Consider the following 20,168-nt stretch of genomic DNA (forward strand, 5'->3'; position numbering starts at 1 on the left):
TATCTAAATTCCCGCATGGCCAAAAGGGCTAAACCTTCCCGAATGCGGCGTGATCGAGCCGGGCATTGACGAGGAGTCGACGGATGGCGAACGTCGTTATCGTGGCGGGTGGCTGGCATGGCGGCTGCGAGCTCACGCCTTTCGCGCGCAGGCTGCGTGCACTTGGACATGAGGTCTTTACGCCGACGCTCACCGGATTGGGCGAACGGGTGCATCTCGCGGCGGCGCGGCCCAACCTCGACACACATATTCTCGATGTCGCCAATCTGCTCGAATTCGAGGATCTCTCCGACGTCGTTCTGTGCGCGCACAGCTATGGCGGGATGGTGATAACAGGGGTGGCGGACCGCATGCCCGAGCGTATAGCCGCGCTCGTCTATATCGACGCGCTTGTGCCCGAGGATGGCTGTTCCTGGTGGGGCCTGGTCAACGACCATTTCCGGGCGATCGCCCTTGAAGGGGCCGGCGAGGACGGCTTCAGCGTTCGACCGCCCGCGCATATGGATCCGCGTTGCCGGCCGCATCCCTTAGCGTCGTTTCTCCAGAAGATCCGATTGGCCGGGCGCTGGAAGGAGGTTCGCGAGAAGCTCTTTATCTACGCCACCGGCTGGGCCGACAGCCCGTTCCCTGCGACGGTCGAGCGCCTCAGAAAGCTCGCGGACTGGCGGGTCGAAGAGATGCCGACTAGGCACAACGTCATCGCAGCCGCGCCTGACCAGTTCCTGGCGATCCTGACCAGGCTCGAGGCCATGCGATAGCCGGCAGCCGCCCGATGTCCTGGCTTTGGTGGAGATCAGAGGCTGGCCGCCGTCGGCCCAAGGATAAACTCCGCGCAGATCCGGGGTCCATGCCGGAGCGCTGCCTGGTCAGGCTCAGGAATGGATCCCGGATCGGCGCGGCGGAGCCTGTCCTTGGGCCGGCCTAAGGCCGGACCCGGGGGGCGCTTGTCCGGCATGATGGCGTGCTTCCGAGGATAGTCAGCCAGCGACGTGGCGCCGGTCCCAGCGGCGGACGGCCTGGTTCAGCGCCTCAAGCTCCGCCTCCTCGCTCTGCGAGCGCTGAGACCCGTTCAGGGCCTTGATGCGCTTGAGCGCCAGCGCATAATCTTCCGAGGTCTCGATCTGGATTCTCATGGGAGCTTCTGATGCCCGCTCGGCAGGATCATGTTGCACGTGCGTTTTCATGGCGACCTCCAAAAACGCCAAACGGACAAGGCGGTGGCTTCGTTCCATACTGACCTCGCGCAGGCCGGCATTCTCGCCGTGTTGCAGCCTGCCTGGCTGGGGAGCCACGAATGAAGCCGTTATCCGGGGCGTACACGGTCGCGATGCCGTGGTACGAGGAGGAGGATTTCGCGCGACTCTGGTCGCTCGCCCATGAGCGCGACGAGATTTCGCCCGATTATGCGGAATGGCATCGCAATGCCAGCCGCGTTCTGGCCGAGGCCCTCGCTGCCGGGAAAGTGATCCAGATCATCACGATCAAGCCTGACGCCTATCTGGCCTGGCTGGGCTCGGCTCCCAACACCGCCGCGGCCCGGCTCCGCTATGTCGAGGAGATCGCGGCAGGCATGGTCAGTAAGGTAGCGCCGGACGCGTAGGGCGCGCCACGCGCCAGCGCCGTTCGATAGGGGCCGGGGCAGGGGAACCCGACCCCATGACGAGCGGTTCTTCCCTGGAAGGAGGACCGCCCTATGACGAACACTTCACATCGCGCCACGGATGCGCCGGCGCCCTACAGCACGCCGCAGCGCCCCGGACAATCCGGTGAGGATGCCGAACGGCGAGCCGGGCCGAACCCGCGCTCGGTGAACCCCACCGGGCCGCACGCGCCCTATGATCCAAACGACTCTGAAGGCACTGCTGCCGAAAAGCATTGGACCGAACCCGTATCCGAACCGGTGAAGAAGCCGCCTGCCACGCCAGCGCTGGGCGAAAACTTCGTGGTCATCGACAGCGGGAAAACCTAGAGCGCTTTCCGATCCGATTGGATCGTTCAATTGCTCTTTACGCGAACCGGTATCCACTTCGCTCGAAAGCGCTCACCGCTAGCGCAGCGAGATTGCCCTCGTGAGACCCAATGGCCAGTGATGCCACTATTTAAGCGAGGCGCAGGCGTTCCGTGCTCTCGCTCCCGGGCAACACCAGACCTTCAGATATGCGGGTCCGCCATGCGGTATCGAGGGCCGGAGGCTTCGGCCAGATCGGAGCCTGCAGCAGGCGCTTCAGCGCGTCCCTTAGCAAGCCCGAAGCCTCTGTTCCTGAACCGGCAATGCCAGATTTTCGCAGTGATGAAGAGCGGTAGCGGGACGCACTTCAGCCACCTACCCGCTGACCATCAGTTCCCGCACCTGCTCCTGCGGGAGCGCGTTCGCCACGGGCAGCCCGACCGAGCGCCTCGGCAAGGTCGCGCGCTTCTATCGGCGTCAGTACGGCCACGCGGTTGTCCGAAATCCTGAGATCGACGACGTCACCGATCCGCTCGACGGTCAGATCGAGACGCCAGACCCCCGGGCCGGGCTCGAAGGGTTGTTCGATTTCGATGCGCGTTCCGCCGCTGACGCGAATGACGCTGTGTTTACGTCGTATATTTCCGTTCACACGCATCGTTATCCTCTGCGGACCACCTTCCCCTTTTGTATGTTGGCCGCCTCCCGCCTGATATGTCATTTGACAATGTCGACGTCCCGCACCCGTTGCGCGCGTCGACGCAGTGCCGCAAGGAGCGCCGCCCTTCTAGAGGCCGGCTTCAGTCGGGCAGGCGTTTCTCAACCCGTCTTCTCTTCCATGGCCTCGCGCTGCTTCACGAGTTCCTCCAACAAGGATTGCTGATCCTCAATTCGCGATGCCAATCGCTCTTCAGCGGCGGCGCCAGACGCGCTGGTCGCCTGCGCGGTCAGCTCGGAGATGTTCCTCCGCAGGATCGCAATGCGATCGTCCAGCTCACTCTTAGACATATCCAGCTTCATCCTTTTTCAGGCCACGTGCGACGATCTCCAGCGTACCGTCGGGGAGAGGACGCTGAAGCCCCCGCGCAAGTTCCCAAGGCGCCGTCATCCAAGCTTCACACTCTTCCGGAGTAGTCAGGATGACCGGCATGGCCTTCGGGTGCACGGCCCCGACTTCAGCGTTCGGCGTCGTGGTGAGGAAGGCGAAGACGTCAATCGTTTCCAGCCCTTTGCTGACCTTGCGGACGCTGGTCCATTGCGGCGCCCAGATGCCGGCGAAAAAGGCGAGCGGCCGATCCTCATCAAGTGCGAACCAGATGTCGCCGCCCAGGTCGCGGTTGAACTCGCTGAAGCTGGAGAAGGGAACGAGGCAGCGATTATCGACACCAAGCCAGCGTTTCCAATGGGCGCTGTTGGTATTGCGGACGTTCGTTGTGCCGCTGTCGGGCTCCATGGGTAGCAGAGCGTCGAAGTCGACCACCTTGCCCTTGGCCCGCAACTTGTCGGCGCGCTTGCTCGCTGCCTCGAAGAGCGCCAGCTTCGAGCTGGGCATGCCCCAGCGCGTCATGACGAGCTCGGCAACGCCTTCACCGTGATTGCGGATGATCGGGGCCTCGTAGTCCGGGAAGATGCCCGGCAGGGGCGGCAGGTTGGTCTCCGGCACGTCGAACTTCGCGAAAAGCTTGCGCATCGCGTCGATGCTCTTCGTCATCGAGTAGAGGTTGCACATCGGATTGGGTCTCCGGAGTCCATAGGTCGCGCCGATCTGCGTTGCGGGCGGCCTTCTCATCCTGCAGCCGCCGCTGCTCGATCCGTGCTTCGATAAGGGGCCGTCTCGAGGACATAGGCGAGCCTGCCGAACCCGCGACGCCCGGTATCCTTCGTCAGCTCTTCGATACGCGCTACCAGATCGCCGACGCGGCGTAGCGGGATCTGCGGCACAACCGACTTCACTCGTCCTCACCGCTGATGCGCCGCCGACGCTCAGGCGGCAAAGGCTCTGCCGGCAGCATGTCCGACACGTCCCGCGACATCAACCGATGCCGAGGCACGCCGGCTCGTGGAATCCGCGGCCGCCTCATTCCTCGCCCGCGTCAATGTCCATTCGATACAGCCCGTGGAACTTGTCGGGTTCGTTGCTGCCGGCCGCCACATTGAGCTTGCTGTTGGCGAGGTGCAGGGCGAAGTTCAACACGTCTAGAGCGATGTAGATCTCGCTGCTGATGGGTATTTCTCCACACCATCGCCGCACGGTGTAGTGGAAGTCGCGGGTCACGGCCTGCATTTCGCGAGCCTTGCCCGGCGACATGCTGCGCTTTGAGCGCTGCACCATCACGCTTCCCCCTCCGGCTGCGGCCGCGCGCCATGCTAAAACAAGCCGCGGAGGAAGCCCCTCGATACGGATCTGTCGCCGTCCCGCGCCAGCTCAGCTAGGTCATGCAGCACCGCCCGGAGTGCGGCCCGTTCGCTGCCATGCTCGGCGATGAGATCGTCGATCTCGCACTCGATCTCCGTCGCAGGGTCCGTGTCTTCGAGCCTCTTCGCCGCCATGTCGTGCGCCCTCCGAAAATGAGAACGTACTGAGAACGGATGCCCCGATCGAGTCAACCCGTTGCTGCGTACCGGCTGTGAGAGATTTGGGGGTGGCGGCCGATATGAATCCGCAGCTCCTTGATCGGCGGGCTGACGCGCGAACGAAGCATCTGCTCGATGCTCTCAGGTGAATGTCGGGCACCGTCAACGGGGCTGAAGCCAACGGCAAGGCCGTTTTCATCCTGGGCAATGCCGTAGATGATCTGACCGCCATCAGCGTTCGCCATGGGTGAAACGTCCTTGGACATTTCATTCCGCTCGCGATCCCGAGTGCCGATCGCCTCACCGGCTTTGAACTCAAGATGGAGATCTTCTCGGATCTGCTCGTCGATAAGCCGCTGCAGATCGGCCTTCGTCGTCAAATTCAGCATGCTTCGGCTCGCTCCTTAAACATGCCTCCAAGGCAGGCTGTCTGGATAGCGCGGATTCTCTGACTGAAGAACGCCAATGCCTTCGCGAACCAAGAAAGGGCCTTTGCCTCGCCCCTAGTGCTGCGTCCCCTGCGCCTTGGCGGCCCGCCTAGCGGCACTATTCCCCACGGATGGCGGAGCGGGCGGAGCCGGTTCCGGCATCGCAGCCGCCTCGCGCAGGCCGACGCTCCCGTCTCAGAACCTCACCGCCAGCACGCCCTTGAAGGCGTGGTCCTGCGTGTCCTGCGCGAGCTGGCCGGTATATGACAGGCCGAGCGTGGCGCTCTTGCCGATAGCGAGGTCGAGCCCGGCCTCGACGATTGTCGCGTCCCTGGCGATCGGGATGCCGGTGACGCTGAAGGCACCCGAGCCGGCGAAGGCGAGGGTCGTGGTCGGGTTGACCTCGCCGAAGGCGTGACGCCAGGCGAGCCCGCCGCGCAGCGTCAGATCCATGGCCTGCAAGGCGAAATTGGTCGAGGCGCGCAGGCCCAGCGTGGAGTAGCCGAGGCTGGTGTCGTCACCGCGGGCGCTCAGCGCCGCCGCGCCGCCGGTTTCGTTGAGCCCGTCCGTATGCAGGTTGACATAGGCCAGCCCCGCGAAGGGCTCGAACGCCACCCGGCCGAGATCGATGCGGTAGCCGAGTTCGCCGAAGAGCTGCGCCGTGCCGGCGGTATAGTCGCTCCTGAGGCTGTCGCCGAAGCCGGAGAAGACGACTGTGCGGCGGGTCTCGATCTCGTGCCAAGTATAGCTTGCGCCGGTCCTGAAGCCGAGCGCGCCCCATTGGCCGCCAGCGTAGAGGCCGAGATGATAATTGTCGCTCTCGCCCGAGGAGCGCCTTGCGTTCAGGTCGAAGGTGCTGCGGCTGTAGCCGGCGACCGCGCCGATGCGCAGGGTGTCGAACAGGGCGGCATCCGTGCCGAGCAGGAAGCCGCCGGTCGAGCGCGTCAGCCTGGCGGCGTTGCCGTCGCTGCCGCTGCGACCCCAGGCGCCATAGCCCTGGCCCCAGACCGCGAAGCGGTCGGCGTTCAGCGTCGGCATCGGCCCCTTCACGCTCGGGGCGAGGTCGGCGGTGAAGCCGTAATTCAGCGTCGCCATCGGCGCCGCGCCGACGCCTCCGAAGGCCGCGCGCAGCCGGTCGGTGACGGCGGCGCTTAGGAGCCGGCTCTCGTCGATCAGTGCGGTTTTGGCTGAGGCATGGATCTCGCCGGAGAGCTGGTTGAGCGCCGTGCGGGCGGCGCCCAACGTCGGCTGGTTGATCACGCCGATCTGGACGGGATTGCCGCTGGGCAGGCTGTCGACGCTCCGGCCTACCTCGGCCTGGTTGCTTGTCGAAGCGGCGGAGGCAACGGTCCGGGTCTGGATCACCGTCAGATAGGCGTTGGCGGCGTCGTAGCTGTCGCGCAGGTTGAGGAAGGGCGTCAGGACCTGGTCACTAAGGGCATAGCTCCCGGTCAGCCCGGTCGAGGTCAGGATCGTGAAGCGCTGGCCGGGGAGGTAAGGCGCGCCGGTGTAGTTGACGACGGAGAGCCCGGCGCCGCTCGCCAGCGTCGCCGCGCCATTCACCCGGATCAGGTCGGAGGTTGTCGTCGCCGGATCGACTTCCACCTGATAGGTCGAGCCCGCCGCCTGCACATAGGCGCCGTTGATGGTCAGCGTGCCGATCGAGTTGCCCGGCGTGATCCGGCTGCCGGCGAGCAGCGTGGTCGCGCCCACCGTGCCGCTGCCGGCGAGCGTCGCGCCGGACTGGACCGTTAGCGCGGAGCCTGCAAGCGAGCCGTTCACCGAGAGCGTGCCCGCGATCAGATTGGTCGGGCCGGTGAAGCTGCCGGTGCCGGTCAGCGTCCAGGTGCTGGCGCCGGTCTTCTCGAAGACATCGAAGTTCTGGTACTGCGCCCCGATGGCCGAGACGTCGAAGCTGGCATTCGCCGTGCCGCCCAGGCGTAAGGTATCGCTGGTGCCTGGGCCGGAGGCGACGACATTGCCGATGATCTGCGAGCCAGCCTGAAGCTCGAGGCTGGCTACGCTCGTCAAGCTCGAGCCGAACTGGATGGCGATAGTCGATCCCGCGCCGGCGCGGATCGTGCCGCCATTGACGATCCTGATATTTGCCGTGAAGCCCAAGGGCACGATCGCGGCCAGGCCGTTCCCACCCTCGATCGTGCCGAAGTTATTGATCGTCGCGATATTGACGGGGCTGCCTTCGATGAGGACCGCGGCGCTGCCGCCGCTGGCGGTAGACGAGCCACCGCGCACTGTGCCGAAATTGGTGAGGGTTGTCGGGGCCCCCAGGTTGCTCATGTAGACGCCCGCGCCGGCGGAACCGATTTCCTGAGCGTTGCCGCCCTGAATGGTGCCGGTGATGGTGTTGATGGCGGTTCCGCCGTTGGGCATGTTGAGGCCGGCGCCATTGTTGATTGGGCCGCCGCCGATCCCGACTCCGCCGTTATTGGCTCCGCCGTTGATCGTGCCGTTATTGGTAAAGGCTGTTGTGGGGTCCAGGAGCGAGACGCCAATACCGCCGCGAGCCGTGGTCGTGGCGCCGCCGGTGATCGAGCCGTTGTTGACGACCTGGGCGGTGATGCCCGCGCCTGTGTCGATGACCAGGCCTGCACCGACACCGATGCCGCCTCCCTGAGCACTTCCCACCAGAGTGCCCGCAAGCGTGAGGATGTTGCCTGAAGCGGGCGATTGGACGTTGACGGAGCCCGGGGTTCCCGGGGCGGGGCCAACGGGTGTTCCCAACAAAACGAAGCCGTTCGTGTCGATCGTCAGGTTTTTTGTCGCTGTCGGCAGGCTGGGCGTGCCCAACATCTCGAAGCTCTGCGTCATCAGGATCGTCGAGTTGGCATCGGCGTTGCCATTCGCGGCGATGATGGCGTTCTGCAGCTCGGTCGCGTTGCTGACGAAATAGGTCGCCGCCGAGGACGGCGCCGACAGCGAGCAGACCAGGGCGAGCGCGACGCAGGAGGCGCCCGCGAGAAGCCTCGCATTCCCGATATATGTCATGCCCGGAACCCCAATCACGCCCGATTTTTCCGGGAGACATGCAACACCGCAGGTTGCAAGAATTCCGAGAGTTGCAAGAATTCCGGAATTCGGCATTTGCGACAAGGCCGCTGGCAACATAGCGAACAGAATATTTACAGAGCAGCAAATATATCACAGCGCCGCGGCAGGTTGCCGGAGCTGCCGCGTCTCGGCTTGGAGCATCGCGCCAAAAACTGGGAACCGGCTTTCGGCTTGAGTCGATGCTAGATCACTGGAGCGTCGGCCCCGAAAAGTGTGAGCTGGTTTTCGGGACAAGCCGATGCTGGATAAAGCTCTGCAGCATCGGGCTTGATACGATATTCGGCCTGATGCCGCAGGATCAAAACCCTACGGCAGCTTACGAGGCGAAGGCCATGCGCGCGGCGGGCTGGCGCACTGGGGCCGCCCTGATCGCGAGATCGGAGGCCTGCCGGCCGCGCATGGCCTCCGCGAAGCTTTCGATCGGCTGGGGCTTGCCGAACAGATAGCCTTGCAGCGCCTCGCAGTCTTCGCCGACCAGGAAGCGCATCTGGCCGGCGGTCTCGACACCCTCCGCCACCACGCCGATGCCGAGGCTGCGTCCCAGCCCCAGCACGGCGCGCACGATCACCGCGGCCTGCGGGCTGGTTTCGACCTGCCCGACGAAGGAGCGGTCGATCTTGATCTTGTCGAAGGGGAAGGCCTGCAGGGTCGCGAGCGACGCGTAGCCCGTTCCGAAATCGTCCATCGCGATGCTGATGCCCAGCGCCTTCAGCCGCAGCACGATCGAGAGCGCGCGGTTCATATCGGCGAAGATCGCCGTCTCCGTGATTTCGATCTCCAGGCGGCTCGGCGGCAGGCCGGTCTCGGCCAGGATTGCGAAGATGCGCTCGGGAAGATCGCCCTGCTGGAACTCGCGAGGAGACAGGTTGACCGCGACCTTGAGAGGCTGCGTCCAGCGCACCGCCTCGCTGCAGGCGCTCCGCAGCACCCATTCCCCGAGCGCCGAGATGAGGCCGGTCTCCTCGGCGAGCGGAATGAACTCGCCGGGCGGGATGAGGCCGCGCACCGGATGCCGCCAGCGCGCGAGCGCCTCGAAACCCAGGAACTCGCAGGTGCTCGCCCGCACCTGCGGCTGATAGTGGAGTTCCAGGCCCCCATCCGTGAGCGCCGTTCTGAGATCGCGTTCGAGTTCGCGCCGCCGCGTCACCGCCTCGTCCATCGCCGCGTCGAACATGCGATAGCAGTTACGCCCCTCGGCCTTTGCCTGGTAAAGCGCGAGATCGGCCCGGCTGAAGAGCTGCGTCTCGACCAGACCGTGCTGCGGCGCCCGCGCGATCCCGATGCTGAGGCCGACCTCGATGGTCTGTCCGCCGAAGGAGACCGGCTTGCCGACAACGGAAATCAGCTCCTGCGCCAGGCGGCGCAGGCATTCATCGCTCGGGTCGCTCCTGACCAGGACGGCGAACTCGTCGCCGCCCATGCGCGCCACGGTGTCGGCCGGATGCATGCTCCCGGCGAGCCTGCCGGCGACACGCTTCAGCAGCTCATCGCCGGCCATGTGACCGGCTGTATCGTTGACGCTCTTGAAGCGGTCGAGATCCAGGCACAGCACCGCACAAGTGCGGCCGTCATCGGCTGCCTCCTGCAAGGCCAGGCGCAACAGCTCGTAGAAGCGGGTCCGGTTGGTCAGGCCGGTCAGCCCGTCATGACGCGCCATATGGGCGATCTGCTGCTCGGCGAGCTTGCGCGCTTCGATGTCGATATGCGTGCCGACGATGCGCTGGGGCAGGTCCCCGGCGTCGCGCTCCACGACCTTGCCGCGCGCGTGCACCCAGCCCCAGCTGCCGTCCTTGCGGCGCAGTCGATACTCGCACTCATAGACCGGCGAGCGGCCGTCGAAATGCGCCTGCAGGAGCTCCACGGCCTTCGGCTCGTCTTCTGGATGGAGCAGGCGTCGCCAGGTCCCGACAAGGCCTTCGAGCTCTCCAGGCGCGTAGCCCAGCATCGTCAGCCAGCGGTCGGAGTACCAGGCCTGGCCGGTCCCGATATTCCAGTCCCACAGGCCGTCGCTTCCCGCATCCAGAGCTCGCGCCAGGCGCTCCTCGCTCACGCGCAGCGCCGCGCCATGCGAGGCGAGGGTGCGGTTGGCGCGCCTGAGGCGGTCGGCGAACAGGCTGAGCGCGGAGAACGCCAGGATCGTCAGCATCACGGCCGCTACGCCGGCCGCCAGCGCCCCGCGCGCCAGTTCGTCGTCGGGAGCGGCGATCGAGGGGTCCGGCAGCACGCGCGCTGCGGCCATCGAGACGAAGTGCATGGTGCCGATGGCGCCAGTCAGAAGCGTTGCGGCAATGGCGCGGGGGTAGCGGGCCGGGCGGAGGGTGAACACGAACAGCGCCGCGCAGGTCAGCACGGTGCCCGACGCCAGCGCCGCCGCGACGAGCGTCTCGTCCCAGATGAAGCGGCCGGGAATGCGAACGCCCGCCATCCCGGTGAAATGCATCGCAGCAATGCCTGCGGTCAGCACGAGGCCGCTGACGACGATGGCGATAGGACCGGCGGCGCCTCGGATCAGGCTCGCGGCACAAAAAGCCGTTGCCATGGCGACGCCCAGCGAGGCCAGCGTCAGGCGCACATCATAGCTGATGCTGAGCGGCGGCGCGTAGCCGAGCATGGCGATGAAATGCGTGCTCCAGATGCCTGCGCCGGCCGCCGCGCCGGTGGCGGCGAGCCAGATGGCTGTGGCCCAGCCCGCGCTTTCGCGGGCCTGCTTGAGCAGGCCGAACGCTGCATGGCATGACACCCAGCAGACCAGCGCCGACAAGGGCAGCACCCAGGCGGCATGCTCATCGGTCAAGCACGTCAGTGTTCGATACATGGCGCCTGCGCAATTCTAACGATCATGCCGGTCGTATAGGGCAGAATGCGAAGGACATCGTGCCAAGGAACGCTAAAATTGCAGAGGACAGTTGCTGACGTCATTCAGGCTGTGACGTCATTCAGGCGCTGAAGCCATGCAGGCGCGGCAGGGGCCGACTGCGCCGGGTGTCGCGACCGGTGACCGGGATGCGGGCAGGGTCGTTCGGGGCGGGTTTATCATGCGAGGCGGCGACGCGCCGGACCTGTTCCAAAAGGTGTAGGTTCGGGGCTCGAGCGTTTGGTCGGTGCCCGGTTTCGGCGTTGAGGCGAGGCGGCAAAGCATGCGTCGGGTTTTGGTAGTCGCGTTCAAATCGCGTGTCGCGATCGTGCTTCTAGGGGTTCTGGCGCTGGGCGGGGGATCGCGCCATGGCGCGCCAGGACGGAGAGCGCGCTGACCTCGCCGGTTTCATCGTCGGCGGTGACATGGATCACGGCGAGCCCCTCGGCGGTGCGCGCCATGCGCTCTCGTCGTTGACCGCGTGATGTTTCGTCCTCGCCAGGACCCGCTGCACCGGCACGAGACGCTCGCGATGCGTTTTCACGGGTTGAAGGAAGAACGTCTCGACAGTGCCCATGGCTTGACTTCGCAGGCAGCTATGTTCTCATTACGTTCGCCTTTCCGGGAACGCAATCGATGTCGTCACAGCCGCTTGAAAAGACCGAGTTGGAGGTTTCAGAGCAGGAAATCGACGACGTCCTGGCCGAATTCGGCGGCGACGCCCGGGCAGCGATTCGAGCCCTGCTGCATGATCAGGCCGCGTTGATCCGGGATGCGCAGCAGGCGGTATCCCGCGGCTTTATCCGTGGCGTGTTCTCGGCGGGCGCCCGACGCCTGGACGTTGAGGACGAGGTCTGATGGTCCAGAGAACCAAGCGGGGCATGTCGCCGGCGTTCGCTTCGAACGGCGTGCCGGCGAGGGCGGGCTGGAATAGATGAACGCCATAACCCCGATTTCCTATCTGGACACGCTGAACCCCGCGCAGCGTCGCGCCGTCATTCACGGCGTCGGTTCCCTTTTCGCTTCCCCGCTCCTCGTTATCGCGGGTGCCGGCTCGGGCAAGACCAACACGCTCGCCCATCGCGTGGCGCATCTGATGGTCAGCGGCGTCGATCCACGCCGCATTCTGCTGATGACCTTCTCCCGTCGCGCCGCCACGGAGATGGCAAAGCGCGTCGAGCGGATCACCCGGAAGGTACTTGGCGATGGCGCCGGCGTCCTGGCGGATGCGCTGACATGGGCCGGCACATTCCACGGGATCGGCGCGCGTCTGCTGCGTGACTATGCCGACCAGATCGGGCTCGATCCTGCCTTCACGATCCACGACCGCGAGGACGCCGCAGACCAGATGAATCTCATCCGGCATGAGCTCGGCTTTTCCAAGACCGAAGCGCGCTTTCCAACGAAGGGGACATGTCTGTCGATCTATTCGCGCTGCGTGAATGCGGAGATGCCGATCGAGGATGTTCTTGGCCGATCCTTTCCCTGGTGCGCGGCCTGGGCGGCAGAGCTGCGGGATCTGTTTGCGGCCTATGTCGAGGCCAAGCAGAGCCAGAACGTGCTCGATTACGACGACCTGCTGCTCTACTGGGCCCAGGTCATGGCCGACCCTGACCTTGCCGCCGATATCGGCGGGCGCTTCGATCATGTCATGGTCGACGAGTATCAGGATACCAACCGGCTCCAATCCTCGATCCTGCTCGCGATGAAGCCTGGCGGCCACGGGCTCACCGTCGTCGGCGACGATGCCCAGTCGATCTATTCCTTCAGGGCAGCGACGGTCCGCAACATCCTCGACTTCCCCGCGGCCTTCTCGCCGCCGGCCGAGATCATCACGCTCGATCAGAACTATCGCTCGACCAGCGCTATCCTGGCGGCAGCCAACGGCGTCATCGACCTGGCAGCCGAGCGCTTCACCAAGAACCTCTGGACCGATCGGGCAGCCGGCGCGGCGCCGCAACTCGTCAATGTGCGTGATGAGGCCGATCAGGCTCGTTTCATCGCCGAACGGGTCCTGGAGAACCGCGAGGCGGGCTCGACGCTCAAGCAGCAGGCCGTGCTCTTCCGGGCGTCGCATCACAGCGGCCCGCTGGAGATCGAACTGACTCGGCGCAACATTCCCTTCGTCAAGTTCGGTGGCCTGAAGTTTCTCGACGCTGCCCACATCAAGGACGTGCTGGCCTTGCTGCGCTTCGTCGAGAACCCTCGCGACCGGGTTGCCGGCTTCCGCATCCTGCAGCTTCTGCCCGGCGTCGGGCCGACTTCGGCGCAGCGCGTGCTCGACCACATGGCCCAAGCTTCGGACCCGATCGGGGCGCTGCATGACGCGCCCGCACCGCCGCGCGCCGGCGAGGACTGGACAAGCTTCCAGAATGCCGTCGCCGAACTGCGTTCGGGCTGCTGCGGCTGGCCTGCTGAGATCGAGCGCGCGCGGCTCTGGTATGAGCCCCATCTGGAGCGCATCCATGAAGACGCCTCGACGCGACAAGCCGACCTTGTCCAGCTCGAGCAGATCGCCGGAAGCTATCCGTCGCGCGAGCGCTTCCTGACCGAGCTCACGCTCGATCCCCCCGATGCGACCAGCGATCAGGCTGGCGTACCACTGCTCGACGAGGACTACCTGATCCTCTCGACGATCCATTCGGCCAAGGGGCAGGAGTGGAAATCGGTCTTCGTCATGAACGTCGTCGATGGCTGCATTCCGATCGATCTCGGTGCCGGCACATCCGAGGAGATCGAGGAAGAACGCCGTCTGCTCTACGTCGCAATGACACGGGCCAAGGACGAGCTGCATCTCGTCGTGCCGCAGCGCTTCTTCACCCATGGCCAATCATCGACCGGAGACCGCCACGTCTATGCGAATCGGACGCGGTTCATTCCCAACGGGCTGCTCGGGCATTTCGAGCGCTGCGTCTGGCCGCGTGTCGCGACGCTCGACACCGGCCGGACAGCCAGCAATGGGCCGAGGATCGATGTGCGTGCGCAAATGCGAGGCATGTGGCGATAATCGACCGCGCGGATCGCTTGCCGCACTCGAAATTCAAGCCGCCCCAGCAGCCGATTTGGACGATGAGGCGTTTCATGAGCGCCCTGCCGATCTGAAGCCGCTTCCGGTGCCTGGCGGCAAGGCGCAGCCTGCTCCCGAGCCCGAGAAGCCGGCAGCGCCGTCGGCGTGTCTCGCCACCTTGCCGAGAGCGGCGGCATCGCGCTTCCTTCGCCATCGGCGAACGGCGGTGGCGCATGCGCTATCGACGGTCCCGTCACGTTCCGCAACATTGCGATGGCTGACGGGCCCAAGGTCGAGCTCGACAGCGCGGTTACTGTCAGCTGCACCTTTGCACTGGAAGTCCTGGGCTGGCTGCGCGACGATCTGCCCGGCATCATGAGCGGTGAGAACGGCAAGCTGACCGGACTGGCCGGGGTCGGCGGACATGCCTGCTGGCCGCGCAATGGGATGGCAGGGCGCGCCCATCAGCGGACATGCGACCGGCAATGCGATTGATCTCAGCGGCTTTCGTCCGCAGGGCGGCCGCCTTGGGACAGTTTCAAAGGCTCAGTGCGTCTGGCCTTCCGCGCCCGCATGTCACGTCGGGCGCGTTTTCGCCGGAGCATCCGGGGCCGCCTCGGACGCGCGTTGCTCCCAACCAAAGACGCTCCGCCCGCCATACTCGGCCGAACGCCGGCGTTCCTCGGCCACATATCCGCACAGTGTCGGGCCAGTGGCGATCTGCTCCAGCCGGCGGCTCTCGCGGTCGAGCCGGGAGATCGCGGCGAGGCGATCATCCTGCCCTAGCTTTGCCCGATCGACCGCGGATCTCAGCACTGCGATGGTCTGGTCGTAGACCTTGGTGGGCACGGCGAAGGGTTGCCGGTCCTTGCCGCCATGGGCGAGTGAGAAGCGTGCCGGATCGGCGAAGCGACACGGCGTGCCGTGGACCACTTCGGCCACCATCGCAAGCGAGCGCACGGTGCGGGCCCCGACGCCTGGTACGAGGAGCAGCTCAGAGAAATCGGCCGGGGCACTGTCGGCGGCTGCAGCGAGCGCGCCGTGCAGGCGCCGGGCGATCACGTCCTTGGGCCGGACATCGTGATGGGCCGGCATCACCAGATGTGGCAAGGCGAGCTGCGCGGACGACAGCACCGGCGGGACCCGGTCGCGCTCCAATGCGGAAAATTCCCTGACGATGGCGTCGGGCCCGATCTCGCGCAGCATCGCAACCTGGCCGTCGCGGGACGATCTCGCGCGCGCATCGGTGAGATTGATGATGCAGCCCTGGTTCTTGCCATCGATGGCGGCATGGGGCGCCTCGACGAAGCTGCCGAGCCCTTCCGACTGCCAGTGATAGCGCCGGGCGAGGCCGCCATCGCCGTTCATGCCTTGCTGCACCACGACCCATTGGCCATCATCGGTGACGAAGAAGCCGTGCAGATAAAGGTCGAAACCATCCTGCACGGCGGCGCTGTCGACCTTGGCGACGAGGCGGCTTGCCTTTGCCAGCGCATGCCCGTCGAAGCCGACCCGGGCGCCGATCCGCTCCAGTTCTGCGGGCGTCTGCCGCGAATGGCTGCCTCGCCCACCGCACACATGCAGGCCGAGCTCGCCCGAGAGCGGTGCCAGTCCGCGCTTCAATGCGCCGATGACGCTCGTGGTGATGCCCGAAGAGTGCCAGTCCATGCCCATCACCGCACCGAAGGACTGGAACCAGAAGGGATGCGCCAGACGCCGCAGCAACTCGTCCCGGCCATAATGATGGATGATCGCCTCGCAGATGACGGCGCCGAGTCGCGTCATGCGCTGGGCGAGCCAGGCCGGCACCCGGCCGTGATGCAAAGGCAGATCGGCACTGCCGGAGCGACGCGTCATGCCAGTTCTTTTAGAACGAAACGGGAACTTTGCATAGCGCAATTCGGCGGATGCCGCCAAGAGCGCATCATTGGTCTGTCGCACGTCAACGCGACCTGGGCGCATCGCCATTCCGCATGTGTGGAGGTGGCGGCACTACGCTGATGACGGCCGAGGGGGGTGAGCCGATCGCGCGGGAACGTCTCGGCGGTTGGCCGGTTTAGGACATGCCGTTTGAGAGTGGCTTTATTCGAGGAGGCGGACATGCCGGCGAAATCAGCAGCTCAGCAAAAGGCGGCAGGCGCCGCCCTGGCCGCCAAGCGCGGCGCGATCAAGAAAAGCAAACTCAAAGGCGCTTCCAAATCGATGGAGAAATCGATGAGTGAACGCGAACTCGACGAGCTCGCCTCGACCAAACGCAAGGGCAAGCCCGAGCATGTGTCGAAATCGTGAGCCCCGTCTCGGTTACGAAGGCCGCAGAATAGCATGTCGGATGGCGCAAGAGAGCTTCGCTTCGCCTTCAAGCGCATCGAGCGGGAACTACCGCACAGGCTGGCGTCATGGATGCGTTGGTTGCGGTATCCCCAATCGCGCTGGGTCAGACTTCCGGCGGGGATTGTCCTGATCTTCGGCGGCATCTTCGCGATCCTTCCGTTCCTGGGATTGTGGATGCTGCCGCTCGGCCTGATGCTGATCGCAGCCGACGTGCCTTTTCTACGGCGGCCGATGGCGCGGCTGACCATGTGGGGTGCGGCCTATCTCGACCGCTACCGCCTACGACGGGCAAAGCGATAGCGGCTGGACGGGTACGTCCGTTTTCCGGAGCGATCGCATCCGCGACCGCCTCTTTGCTTGCGCCCGCGCAGGAGCGTCATGACCTGGATGAAGGCCGCAAGACGAAGCAGATGAGCCGGCATTTCGGTGACGATGACCTCCAGCGCTAGGCCGCAACGGGGGTGGGCAACGGACGCCTTCAGGGTTGTGATCGGCGGCTATTCCGGATGTCGGGCGTTCCAGGCCTCGGCATATTCGGCGCACATCCGATTGACGGCGTCCCGGTCCGTGACGCCGGCCGGCTTCGCGCGGGAGGGCAGGCGGTTTGAAACGGCGCATAGCCTTGATGCGCCAGCCGCCAGAGCCGCCTAAGCTCCTTCAGGGGCTCGGAATGGTCGTCGACACGCAGATCGAAGCTCGCAAACGGGGCATCGCTCCAGATGCGGATGGCGCAGGACTGACGCCCGCGGCTGTCGCCGCCCGCGCATTCGCCGGCTTCCATCGCGACGATGAGGCGCTCGTCGAAATCGAGTGCGGACGCCGCGAGATAGGCGTTAAGCGTCGCTTCGACGACCTGCGGCCCTGCCAGCACGTTCCCCGCGACGGAGACGTTGGGAGCGCTGACGCTGCCGCTCCATGCGATGCAGGCCGCGCCGGTATGGCAGGCCGCGCTGCCCGTGCGATCGATCACATGCACTTGCCTGTGATCGCGCCCTTCATCAGCCGCCGCCAGGGCACAGACGATATCCTGGGAAGAACAGCCTTCCCCAAGCATCCTCAGGCCGTCGACGCCGAAGAACGGATTTGCGAAAGCCTGCGTCGCGATCGCGCCGGTTCGACCCGCCCCGTGGGGAACGACCGCCCCAACCGCCAGCGCCCGCGACGCGCACAGCACGCCAAACGCACCGGTTTGCGTATCCCGCGCGATGATCGACCACGTCATGCGGTATTCCCTACTCTTCAGGACGCCGCAATATCCGTGTTCCTGCCGTTCTCAAAGCAACGTCTACGCAGCGGAACCTCCACATGCGGAGCAGCCAGGCTCACCTGTAAGCCGTTGCCGGCAGGCGCCGGTTCCCTGCCAAATCGCAAGATCGGTCGAGCGCGGTATCTTGAGAAGGGCGTAGCTGGTGTCGCCGCGGTAGGAAGAGACCAAGGGACGATGACGGCGGCACTTGAAAACTATCATGCCCGGATGCAGCGGGTGCTGGACCATATCGACCGGCATCTCGACGATGATCTGGGCCTGGACGTGTTGAGCGGCGTCGCGGCGTTCTCGAAATACCATTTCCACCGGCAGTTCATGTCCACCTTCGGGGTGTCCGTGCATCGCTATGTCCAGCTTGCCCGCATGAAGCGCGCTTCGTACCGGCTGGCCTACAGGGACGCCCAAAGCGTCACGGACATAGCGATGGATGCCGGTTACGATGCACCCGATGCCTTCGCCCGTGCCTTTCGGCAACGGTTTGGGCAATCGCCTTCGTCGTTCCGGAAATCTCCCGACTGGGAGCCGTGGCTTGCGGCCTTCGGGCCTTTCGACGATGCGAGGAGCAAGCTCATGCAGACGAATTTTACCGCTGACGACGTGATGATCCGTGATGTGCCGACAACGCGGCGATCATGGAGCATCGGGGCGATCCAGCGACGCTTGGCGCCACCATCCAGCGCTTTATCGCCTGGCGAAAGGCCGCAGGCCTGCACCCCAGTACGAGCCCGACCTTCAATGTCTGGCGTTCCGAAAGGCGGCCCGCCTCTCTGGCGGACTACAGCAACGACCTCTGTGCCGGGACCGACCGGCCGATCGAGGCGCATGGCGAGCCGATCAAGGCCGGCGAGATCCCAGGCGGGCGCTGCGCGGTGCTGCGCGTCGTTGGCAACACCCATAATCTGGAGCCCGCCGCGCTCTATTTGTATCGCGACTGGCTCCCAGTCAGCGGCGAGGAAGCGCGCGATTTCCCGATCTATTGCCAGCGGCTGAGCCTCTTCCCGGAGGTGCCGGAGCATGAGGCGGTCGCGGAGCTTTTTCTGCCGCTGAAATAGCGCCCGCCGACGGCGGCCTGTCCCTTCCGATCGCAGGAAGCGGACAGGCCGTTGTCCGCCTCATCTCCTGCGGCGGCACATCCTCACATCACAGGCCGGCCGATGAGGCGGTCGCCTAAATGATGCGACGAGATTTCGCCCAACTACCCTGAATGGCATGGCAAAGCGCGCCGTGTTCTGGCCGGCGGTCTCGTCCCCTCCGCCACGACGCTGGTGCCTAGGCCGCGTCCCACTCCCAGGACAGCGCGGACAATTACCGCCGCCTGCGGGCTGGGTTCGACATGCCCGACGAATGCTAAGAGATGATCCCGCAGACACTTTGCACACTGTTGCGCGACGCACACGAGCTTACTTAGTAAATTCAATATCTCAGATCGGCTTGAAGTAATTCGTATGGGCCAGACAAAAATGTAGTTGCAGTCGTCCCATCTCCTTTTTGTAATAACTGAATGTAGTGCTGGCCGACAATCGGGTTTCCACTAAAATAAATAGGAGATTGAACCGATGATTGAGACCCTCCTATTCCTACGAATGATGTGCTACTTCCAGTCGAGATAGCATTATTGTTATCAAGTCCAAATGCTAAACTACCCACGCCGCCAACAGAAGTTTGAATTAAAGCTATCGCTGTTGCTGTGAAGCTATCTTCCGCCTGTCCTGTTACAAAAGTCACCCTATTTCCATTTGATCCGTTGAATGATCTATACGTGGCTGAAGCATATGTATGCGATATGCTCGCATCGTTAACAGATGCAATAATTCTTACTCGATTAAACTGGTTCCAAAGGCCAATGTTAGAGGGCCCACCTCCACTAATTGATGATCCGCTATTGAAAGACACCGTCGCGCTGCCGTTATCAGTAGCGATCGTTCCAATATAAGTGCCAAATCCTACTGCTGGTCCATTCGCGATGGCCGTTGAATTGGTGAGAAGCCCATTCACGCGCGTTAGAGCAGCGCTGCGTGTGGTGGTGTTTGTCCAAGCCGGTCCTCTGGTCAGCGTTATGGTCCCGGCATTGGACCACACGAACAGGTCATAGACCGCACCGGCTGTTGCTGCGGCCGGGCCGGCATTTCCTGCGGTCGAGTTGGCTAAAACATTTGAAAGTTCGGTAAAGGTTCTCGCGACGAAGCCCGTTCCGCTCCAGATCGGCACCAGATTTCCGGTATAGGGCGTGTAGTAGACCGTCCCCCCGCCATTGACCGCCGACGTCAGCACGGGCGTGCCGATCGAAAGCGTCAATCGCCCTGCCGGAGCAAAGACCAGGCCGGGCTGCGAATTGATGCAATTCAACAGATTGTTGAAATTGGCCATGACCTGGCTTGCGTCGGCATTCGTCCCATTCGTCAGTGTGTACGGGCTGGACGGACAAGTCTGAGCCAAAGCGGCGTGATTCATGCCGAGGGCGAGGATCGCCGCTACAATAAGTTTCCGCATCAGGCGCATGTGGGATTCCTTAAGGCAAAATGAAGGGCGACGAAGATGGGGATGATCACTCAGCGGAAGCACAACGTCTGATTGCTGATCAGTGCAAAAAATCTGCTTGATTGCAAGGGGACGTCTCGGCACATTCGAAAGGACCGAGGCTGATTGACGAAAAGCAGCCGGTTGTAGGCGCAGAATTTCCGGAGTTGATA

The 20,168-nt window shown here is 64.3% G+C and carries 20 protein-coding genes and 1 pseudogene; 9 read left to right on the plus strand and 12 right to left on the minus strand.

Annotated elements, in window-relative coordinates; all coding sequences use genetic code 11:
* The first annotated feature begins 83 nt into the window (after nt 1-83).
* Complete coding sequence (locus tag J2Y55_RS15775) at nt 84-758, plus strand: alpha/beta fold hydrolase (protein ID WP_310154973.1); 675 nt, start codon at nt 84-86, stop codon at nt 756-758.
* Between the two features lie 219 nt (nt 759-977).
* Here J2Y55_RS15775 and J2Y55_RS15780 read toward each other — a convergent pair whose 3' ends face one another.
* Nucleotides 978-1,133 carry a hypothetical protein gene (locus J2Y55_RS15780; protein ID WP_310154976.1) on the minus strand — a complete coding sequence of 52 codons (156 nt, stop codon included), beginning with the start codon at nt 1,131-1,133 and terminating at the stop codon, nt 978-980.
* Nucleotides 1,134-1,294: 161 nt separating this feature from the next.
* On the opposite strand from J2Y55_RS15780, the gene J2Y55_RS15785 reads away from it, so the two are divergent.
* Both J2Y55_RS15785 and J2Y55_RS15790 read left to right on the plus strand, forming a co-directional pair.
* On the plus strand, nt 1,295-1,600 hold the full coding sequence (locus J2Y55_RS15785) for a hypothetical protein (RefSeq protein WP_310154979.1): 306 nt from the start codon (nt 1,295-1,297) through the stop codon (nt 1,598-1,600).
* Nucleotides 1,601-1,693: 93 nt separating this feature from the next.
* On the plus strand, nt 1,694-1,969 hold the full coding sequence (locus J2Y55_RS15790) for a hypothetical protein (RefSeq protein ID WP_310154981.1): 276 nt from the start codon (nt 1,694-1,696) through the stop codon (nt 1,967-1,969).
* A gap of 346 nt (nt 1,970-2,315) precedes the next feature.
* On the opposite strand, the gene J2Y55_RS15795 is transcribed toward J2Y55_RS15790, so the two are convergent.
* The 8 genes from J2Y55_RS15795 to J2Y55_RS15830 all read right to left on the minus strand — a co-directional run bounded on the left by J2Y55_RS15795 (nt 2,316) and on the right by J2Y55_RS15830 (nt 10,813).
* Nucleotides 2,316-2,606 (minus strand): hypothetical protein, encoded by a 291-nt coding sequence (locus J2Y55_RS15795; RefSeq protein WP_310154986.1) that lies wholly within the window; start codon nt 2,604-2,606, stop codon nt 2,316-2,318.
* 161 nt (nt 2,607-2,767) lie between these two features.
* Entirely contained in the window at nt 2,768-2,968 is a 201-nt protein-coding gene (locus J2Y55_RS15800; RefSeq protein WP_310154989.1) for a hypothetical protein, read from the minus strand.
* Complete coding sequence (locus J2Y55_RS15805; RefSeq protein ID WP_310154992.1) at nt 2,949-3,677, minus strand: SOS response-associated peptidase; 729 nt, start codon at nt 3,675-3,677, stop codon at nt 2,949-2,951. The genes J2Y55_RS15800 and J2Y55_RS15805 overlap by 20 nt, the downstream gene beginning before the upstream one ends.
* A gap of 348 nt (nt 3,678-4,025) precedes the next feature.
* Nucleotides 4,026-4,283 (minus strand): hypothetical protein, encoded by a 258-nt coding sequence (locus tag J2Y55_RS15810; RefSeq protein WP_310154994.1) that lies wholly within the window; start codon nt 4,281-4,283, stop codon nt 4,026-4,028.
* A gap of 32 nt (nt 4,284-4,315) precedes the next feature.
* Entirely contained in the window at nt 4,316-4,498 is a 183-nt protein-coding gene (locus tag J2Y55_RS15815) for a hypothetical protein (protein ID WP_310154997.1), read from the minus strand.
* Nucleotides 4,499-4,551: 53 nt separating this feature from the next.
* Nucleotides 4,552-4,911, minus strand: a complete 360-nt coding sequence (locus tag J2Y55_RS15820; RefSeq protein ID WP_310154999.1) for an AlbA family DNA-binding domain-containing protein — start codon at nt 4,909-4,911, stop codon at nt 4,552-4,554.
* 234 nt (nt 4,912-5,145) lie between these two features.
* The gene (locus tag J2Y55_RS15825) at nt 5,146-7,956 is read right to left on the minus strand and encodes an autotransporter outer membrane beta-barrel domain-containing protein (protein ID WP_310155004.1); all 2,811 of its coding nucleotides are present in this window, start codon (nt 7,954-7,956) and stop codon (nt 5,146-5,148) included.
* A gap of 379 nt (nt 7,957-8,335) precedes the next feature.
* Nucleotides 8,336-10,813 carry an EAL domain-containing protein gene (locus J2Y55_RS15830; RefSeq protein ID WP_310155007.1) on the minus strand — a complete coding sequence of 826 codons (2,478 nt, stop codon included), beginning with the start codon at nt 10,811-10,813 and terminating at the stop codon, nt 8,336-8,338.
* Between the two features lie 696 nt (nt 10,814-11,509).
* Between J2Y55_RS15830 and J2Y55_RS15835 the strand changes: the two genes are divergently transcribed.
* The 3 genes from J2Y55_RS15835 to J2Y55_RS15845 all read left to right on the plus strand — a co-directional run bounded on the left by J2Y55_RS15835 (nt 11,510) and on the right by J2Y55_RS15845 (nt 14,375).
* A complete protein-coding gene (locus J2Y55_RS15835) occupies nt 11,510-11,731 on the plus strand; it encodes a hypothetical protein (protein ID WP_310155011.1) in 222 nt (73 codons plus the stop codon).
* A 76-nt stretch (nt 11,732-11,807) separates the two neighbouring features.
* The gene (locus J2Y55_RS15840; protein ID WP_310155014.1) at nt 11,808-13,880 is read left to right on the plus strand and encodes an ATP-dependent helicase; all 2,073 of its coding nucleotides are present in this window, start codon (nt 11,808-11,810) and stop codon (nt 13,878-13,880) included.
* A gap of 273 nt (nt 13,881-14,153) precedes the next feature.
* Nucleotides 14,154-14,375 (plus strand): hypothetical protein, encoded by a 222-nt coding sequence (locus J2Y55_RS15845; RefSeq protein WP_310155017.1) that lies wholly within the window; start codon nt 14,154-14,156, stop codon nt 14,373-14,375.
* A gap of 81 nt (nt 14,376-14,456) precedes the next feature.
* Here the strand turns inward: J2Y55_RS15845 and J2Y55_RS15850 are convergent, their stop codons facing one another.
* Nucleotides 14,457-15,737 carry a DUF763 domain-containing protein gene (locus J2Y55_RS15850; RefSeq protein WP_310155020.1) on the minus strand — a complete coding sequence of 427 codons (1,281 nt, stop codon included), beginning with the start codon at nt 15,735-15,737 and terminating at the stop codon, nt 14,457-14,459.
* A 243-nt stretch (nt 15,738-15,980) separates the two neighbouring features.
* Between J2Y55_RS15850 and J2Y55_RS15855 the strand changes: the two genes are divergently transcribed.
* Both J2Y55_RS15855 and J2Y55_RS15860 read left to right on the plus strand, forming a co-directional pair.
* Complete coding sequence (locus J2Y55_RS15855; protein WP_310155023.1) at nt 15,981-16,169, plus strand: DUF3008 family protein; 189 nt, start codon at nt 15,981-15,983, stop codon at nt 16,167-16,169.
* A gap of 33 nt (nt 16,170-16,202) precedes the next feature.
* Nucleotides 16,203-16,511, plus strand: coding sequence for a hypothetical protein (locus J2Y55_RS15860; protein ID WP_310155026.1), 309 nt, complete (start codon nt 16,203-16,205; stop codon nt 16,509-16,511).
* 178 nt (nt 16,512-16,689) lie between these two features.
* Here J2Y55_RS15860 and J2Y55_RS15865 read toward each other — a convergent pair whose 3' ends face one another.
* The gene (locus J2Y55_RS15865) at nt 16,690-17,433 is read right to left on the minus strand and encodes a DUF1028 domain-containing protein (RefSeq protein ID WP_310155029.1); all 744 of its coding nucleotides are present in this window, start codon (nt 17,431-17,433) and stop codon (nt 16,690-16,692) included.
* Between the two features lie 219 nt (nt 17,434-17,652).
* On the opposite strand from J2Y55_RS15865, the pseudogene J2Y55_RS15870 reads away from it, so the two are divergent.
* A pseudogene (locus tag J2Y55_RS15870) lies at nt 17,653-18,530 on the plus strand (AraC family transcriptional regulator).
* A 361-nt stretch (nt 18,531-18,891) separates the two neighbouring features.
* Here the strand turns inward: J2Y55_RS15870 and J2Y55_RS15875 are convergent.
* A complete protein-coding gene (locus J2Y55_RS15875; RefSeq protein WP_310155032.1) occupies nt 18,892-19,977 on the minus strand; it encodes a hypothetical protein in 1,086 nt (361 codons plus the stop codon).
* Nucleotides 19,978-20,168: the final 191 nt, after the last annotated feature.

Source organism: Allobosea sp. BE125 (genome assembly GCF_031456075.1).
In the GTDB taxonomy this organism is placed as follows: domain Bacteria; phylum Pseudomonadota; class Alphaproteobacteria; order Rhizobiales; family Beijerinckiaceae; genus Allobosea.

Bases quoted from the DNA above. Each gene is read 5' to 3' on its own strand.
- J2Y55_RS15775 (WP_310154973.1), top strand. From the start codon at position 84: ATGGCGAACGTCGTTATCGTGGCGGGTGGCTGGCATGGCGGCTGCGAG.
- J2Y55_RS15780 (WP_310154976.1), bottom strand. From the start codon at position 1,133: ATGAGAATCCAGATCGAGACCTCGGAAGATTATGCGCTGGCGCTCAAG.
- J2Y55_RS15785 (WP_310154979.1), top strand. From the start codon at position 1,295: ATGAAGCCGTTATCCGGGGCGTACACGGTCGCGATGCCGTGGTACGAG.
- J2Y55_RS15790 (WP_310154981.1), top strand. From the start codon at position 1,694: ATGACGAACACTTCACATCGCGCCACGGATGCGCCGGCGCCCTACAGC.
- J2Y55_RS15795 (WP_310154986.1), bottom strand. From the start codon at position 2,606: ATGCGTGTGAACGGAAATATACGACGTAAACACAGCGTCATTCGCGTC.
- J2Y55_RS15800 (WP_310154989.1), bottom strand. From the start codon at position 2,968: ATGAAGCTGGATATGTCTAAGAGTGAGCTGGACGATCGCATTGCGATC.
- J2Y55_RS15805 (WP_310154992.1), bottom strand. From the start codon at position 3,677: ATGTGCAACCTCTACTCGATGACGAAGAGCATCGACGCGATGCGCAAG.
- J2Y55_RS15815 (WP_310154997.1), bottom strand. From the start codon at position 4,498: ATGGCGGCGAAGAGGCTCGAAGACACGGACCCTGCGACGGAGATCGAG.
- J2Y55_RS15820 (WP_310154999.1), bottom strand. From the start codon at position 4,911: ATGCTGAATTTGACGACGAAGGCCGATCTGCAGCGGCTTATCGACGAG.
- J2Y55_RS15825 (WP_310155004.1), bottom strand. From the start codon at position 7,956: ATGACATATATCGGGAATGCGAGGCTTCTCGCGGGCGCCTCCTGCGTC.
- J2Y55_RS15835 (WP_310155011.1), top strand. From the start codon at position 11,510: ATGTCGTCACAGCCGCTTGAAAAGACCGAGTTGGAGGTTTCAGAGCAG.
- J2Y55_RS15840 (WP_310155014.1), top strand. From the start codon at position 11,808: ATGAACGCCATAACCCCGATTTCCTATCTGGACACGCTGAACCCCGCG.
- J2Y55_RS15845 (WP_310155017.1), top strand. From the start codon at position 14,154: ATGGCTGACGGGCCCAAGGTCGAGCTCGACAGCGCGGTTACTGTCAGC.
- J2Y55_RS15850 (WP_310155020.1), bottom strand. From the start codon at position 15,737: ATGACGCGTCGCTCCGGCAGTGCCGATCTGCCTTTGCATCACGGCCGG.
- J2Y55_RS15855 (WP_310155023.1), top strand. From the start codon at position 15,981: ATGCCGGCGAAATCAGCAGCTCAGCAAAAGGCGGCAGGCGCCGCCCTG.
- J2Y55_RS15860 (WP_310155026.1), top strand. From the start codon at position 16,203: ATGTCGGATGGCGCAAGAGAGCTTCGCTTCGCCTTCAAGCGCATCGAG.
- J2Y55_RS15865 (WP_310155029.1), bottom strand. From the start codon at position 17,433: ATGACGTGGTCGATCATCGCGCGGGATACGCAAACCGGTGCGTTTGGC.
- J2Y55_RS15875 (WP_310155032.1), bottom strand. From the start codon at position 19,977: ATGCGCCTGATGCGGAAACTTATTGTAGCGGCGATCCTCGCCCTCGGC.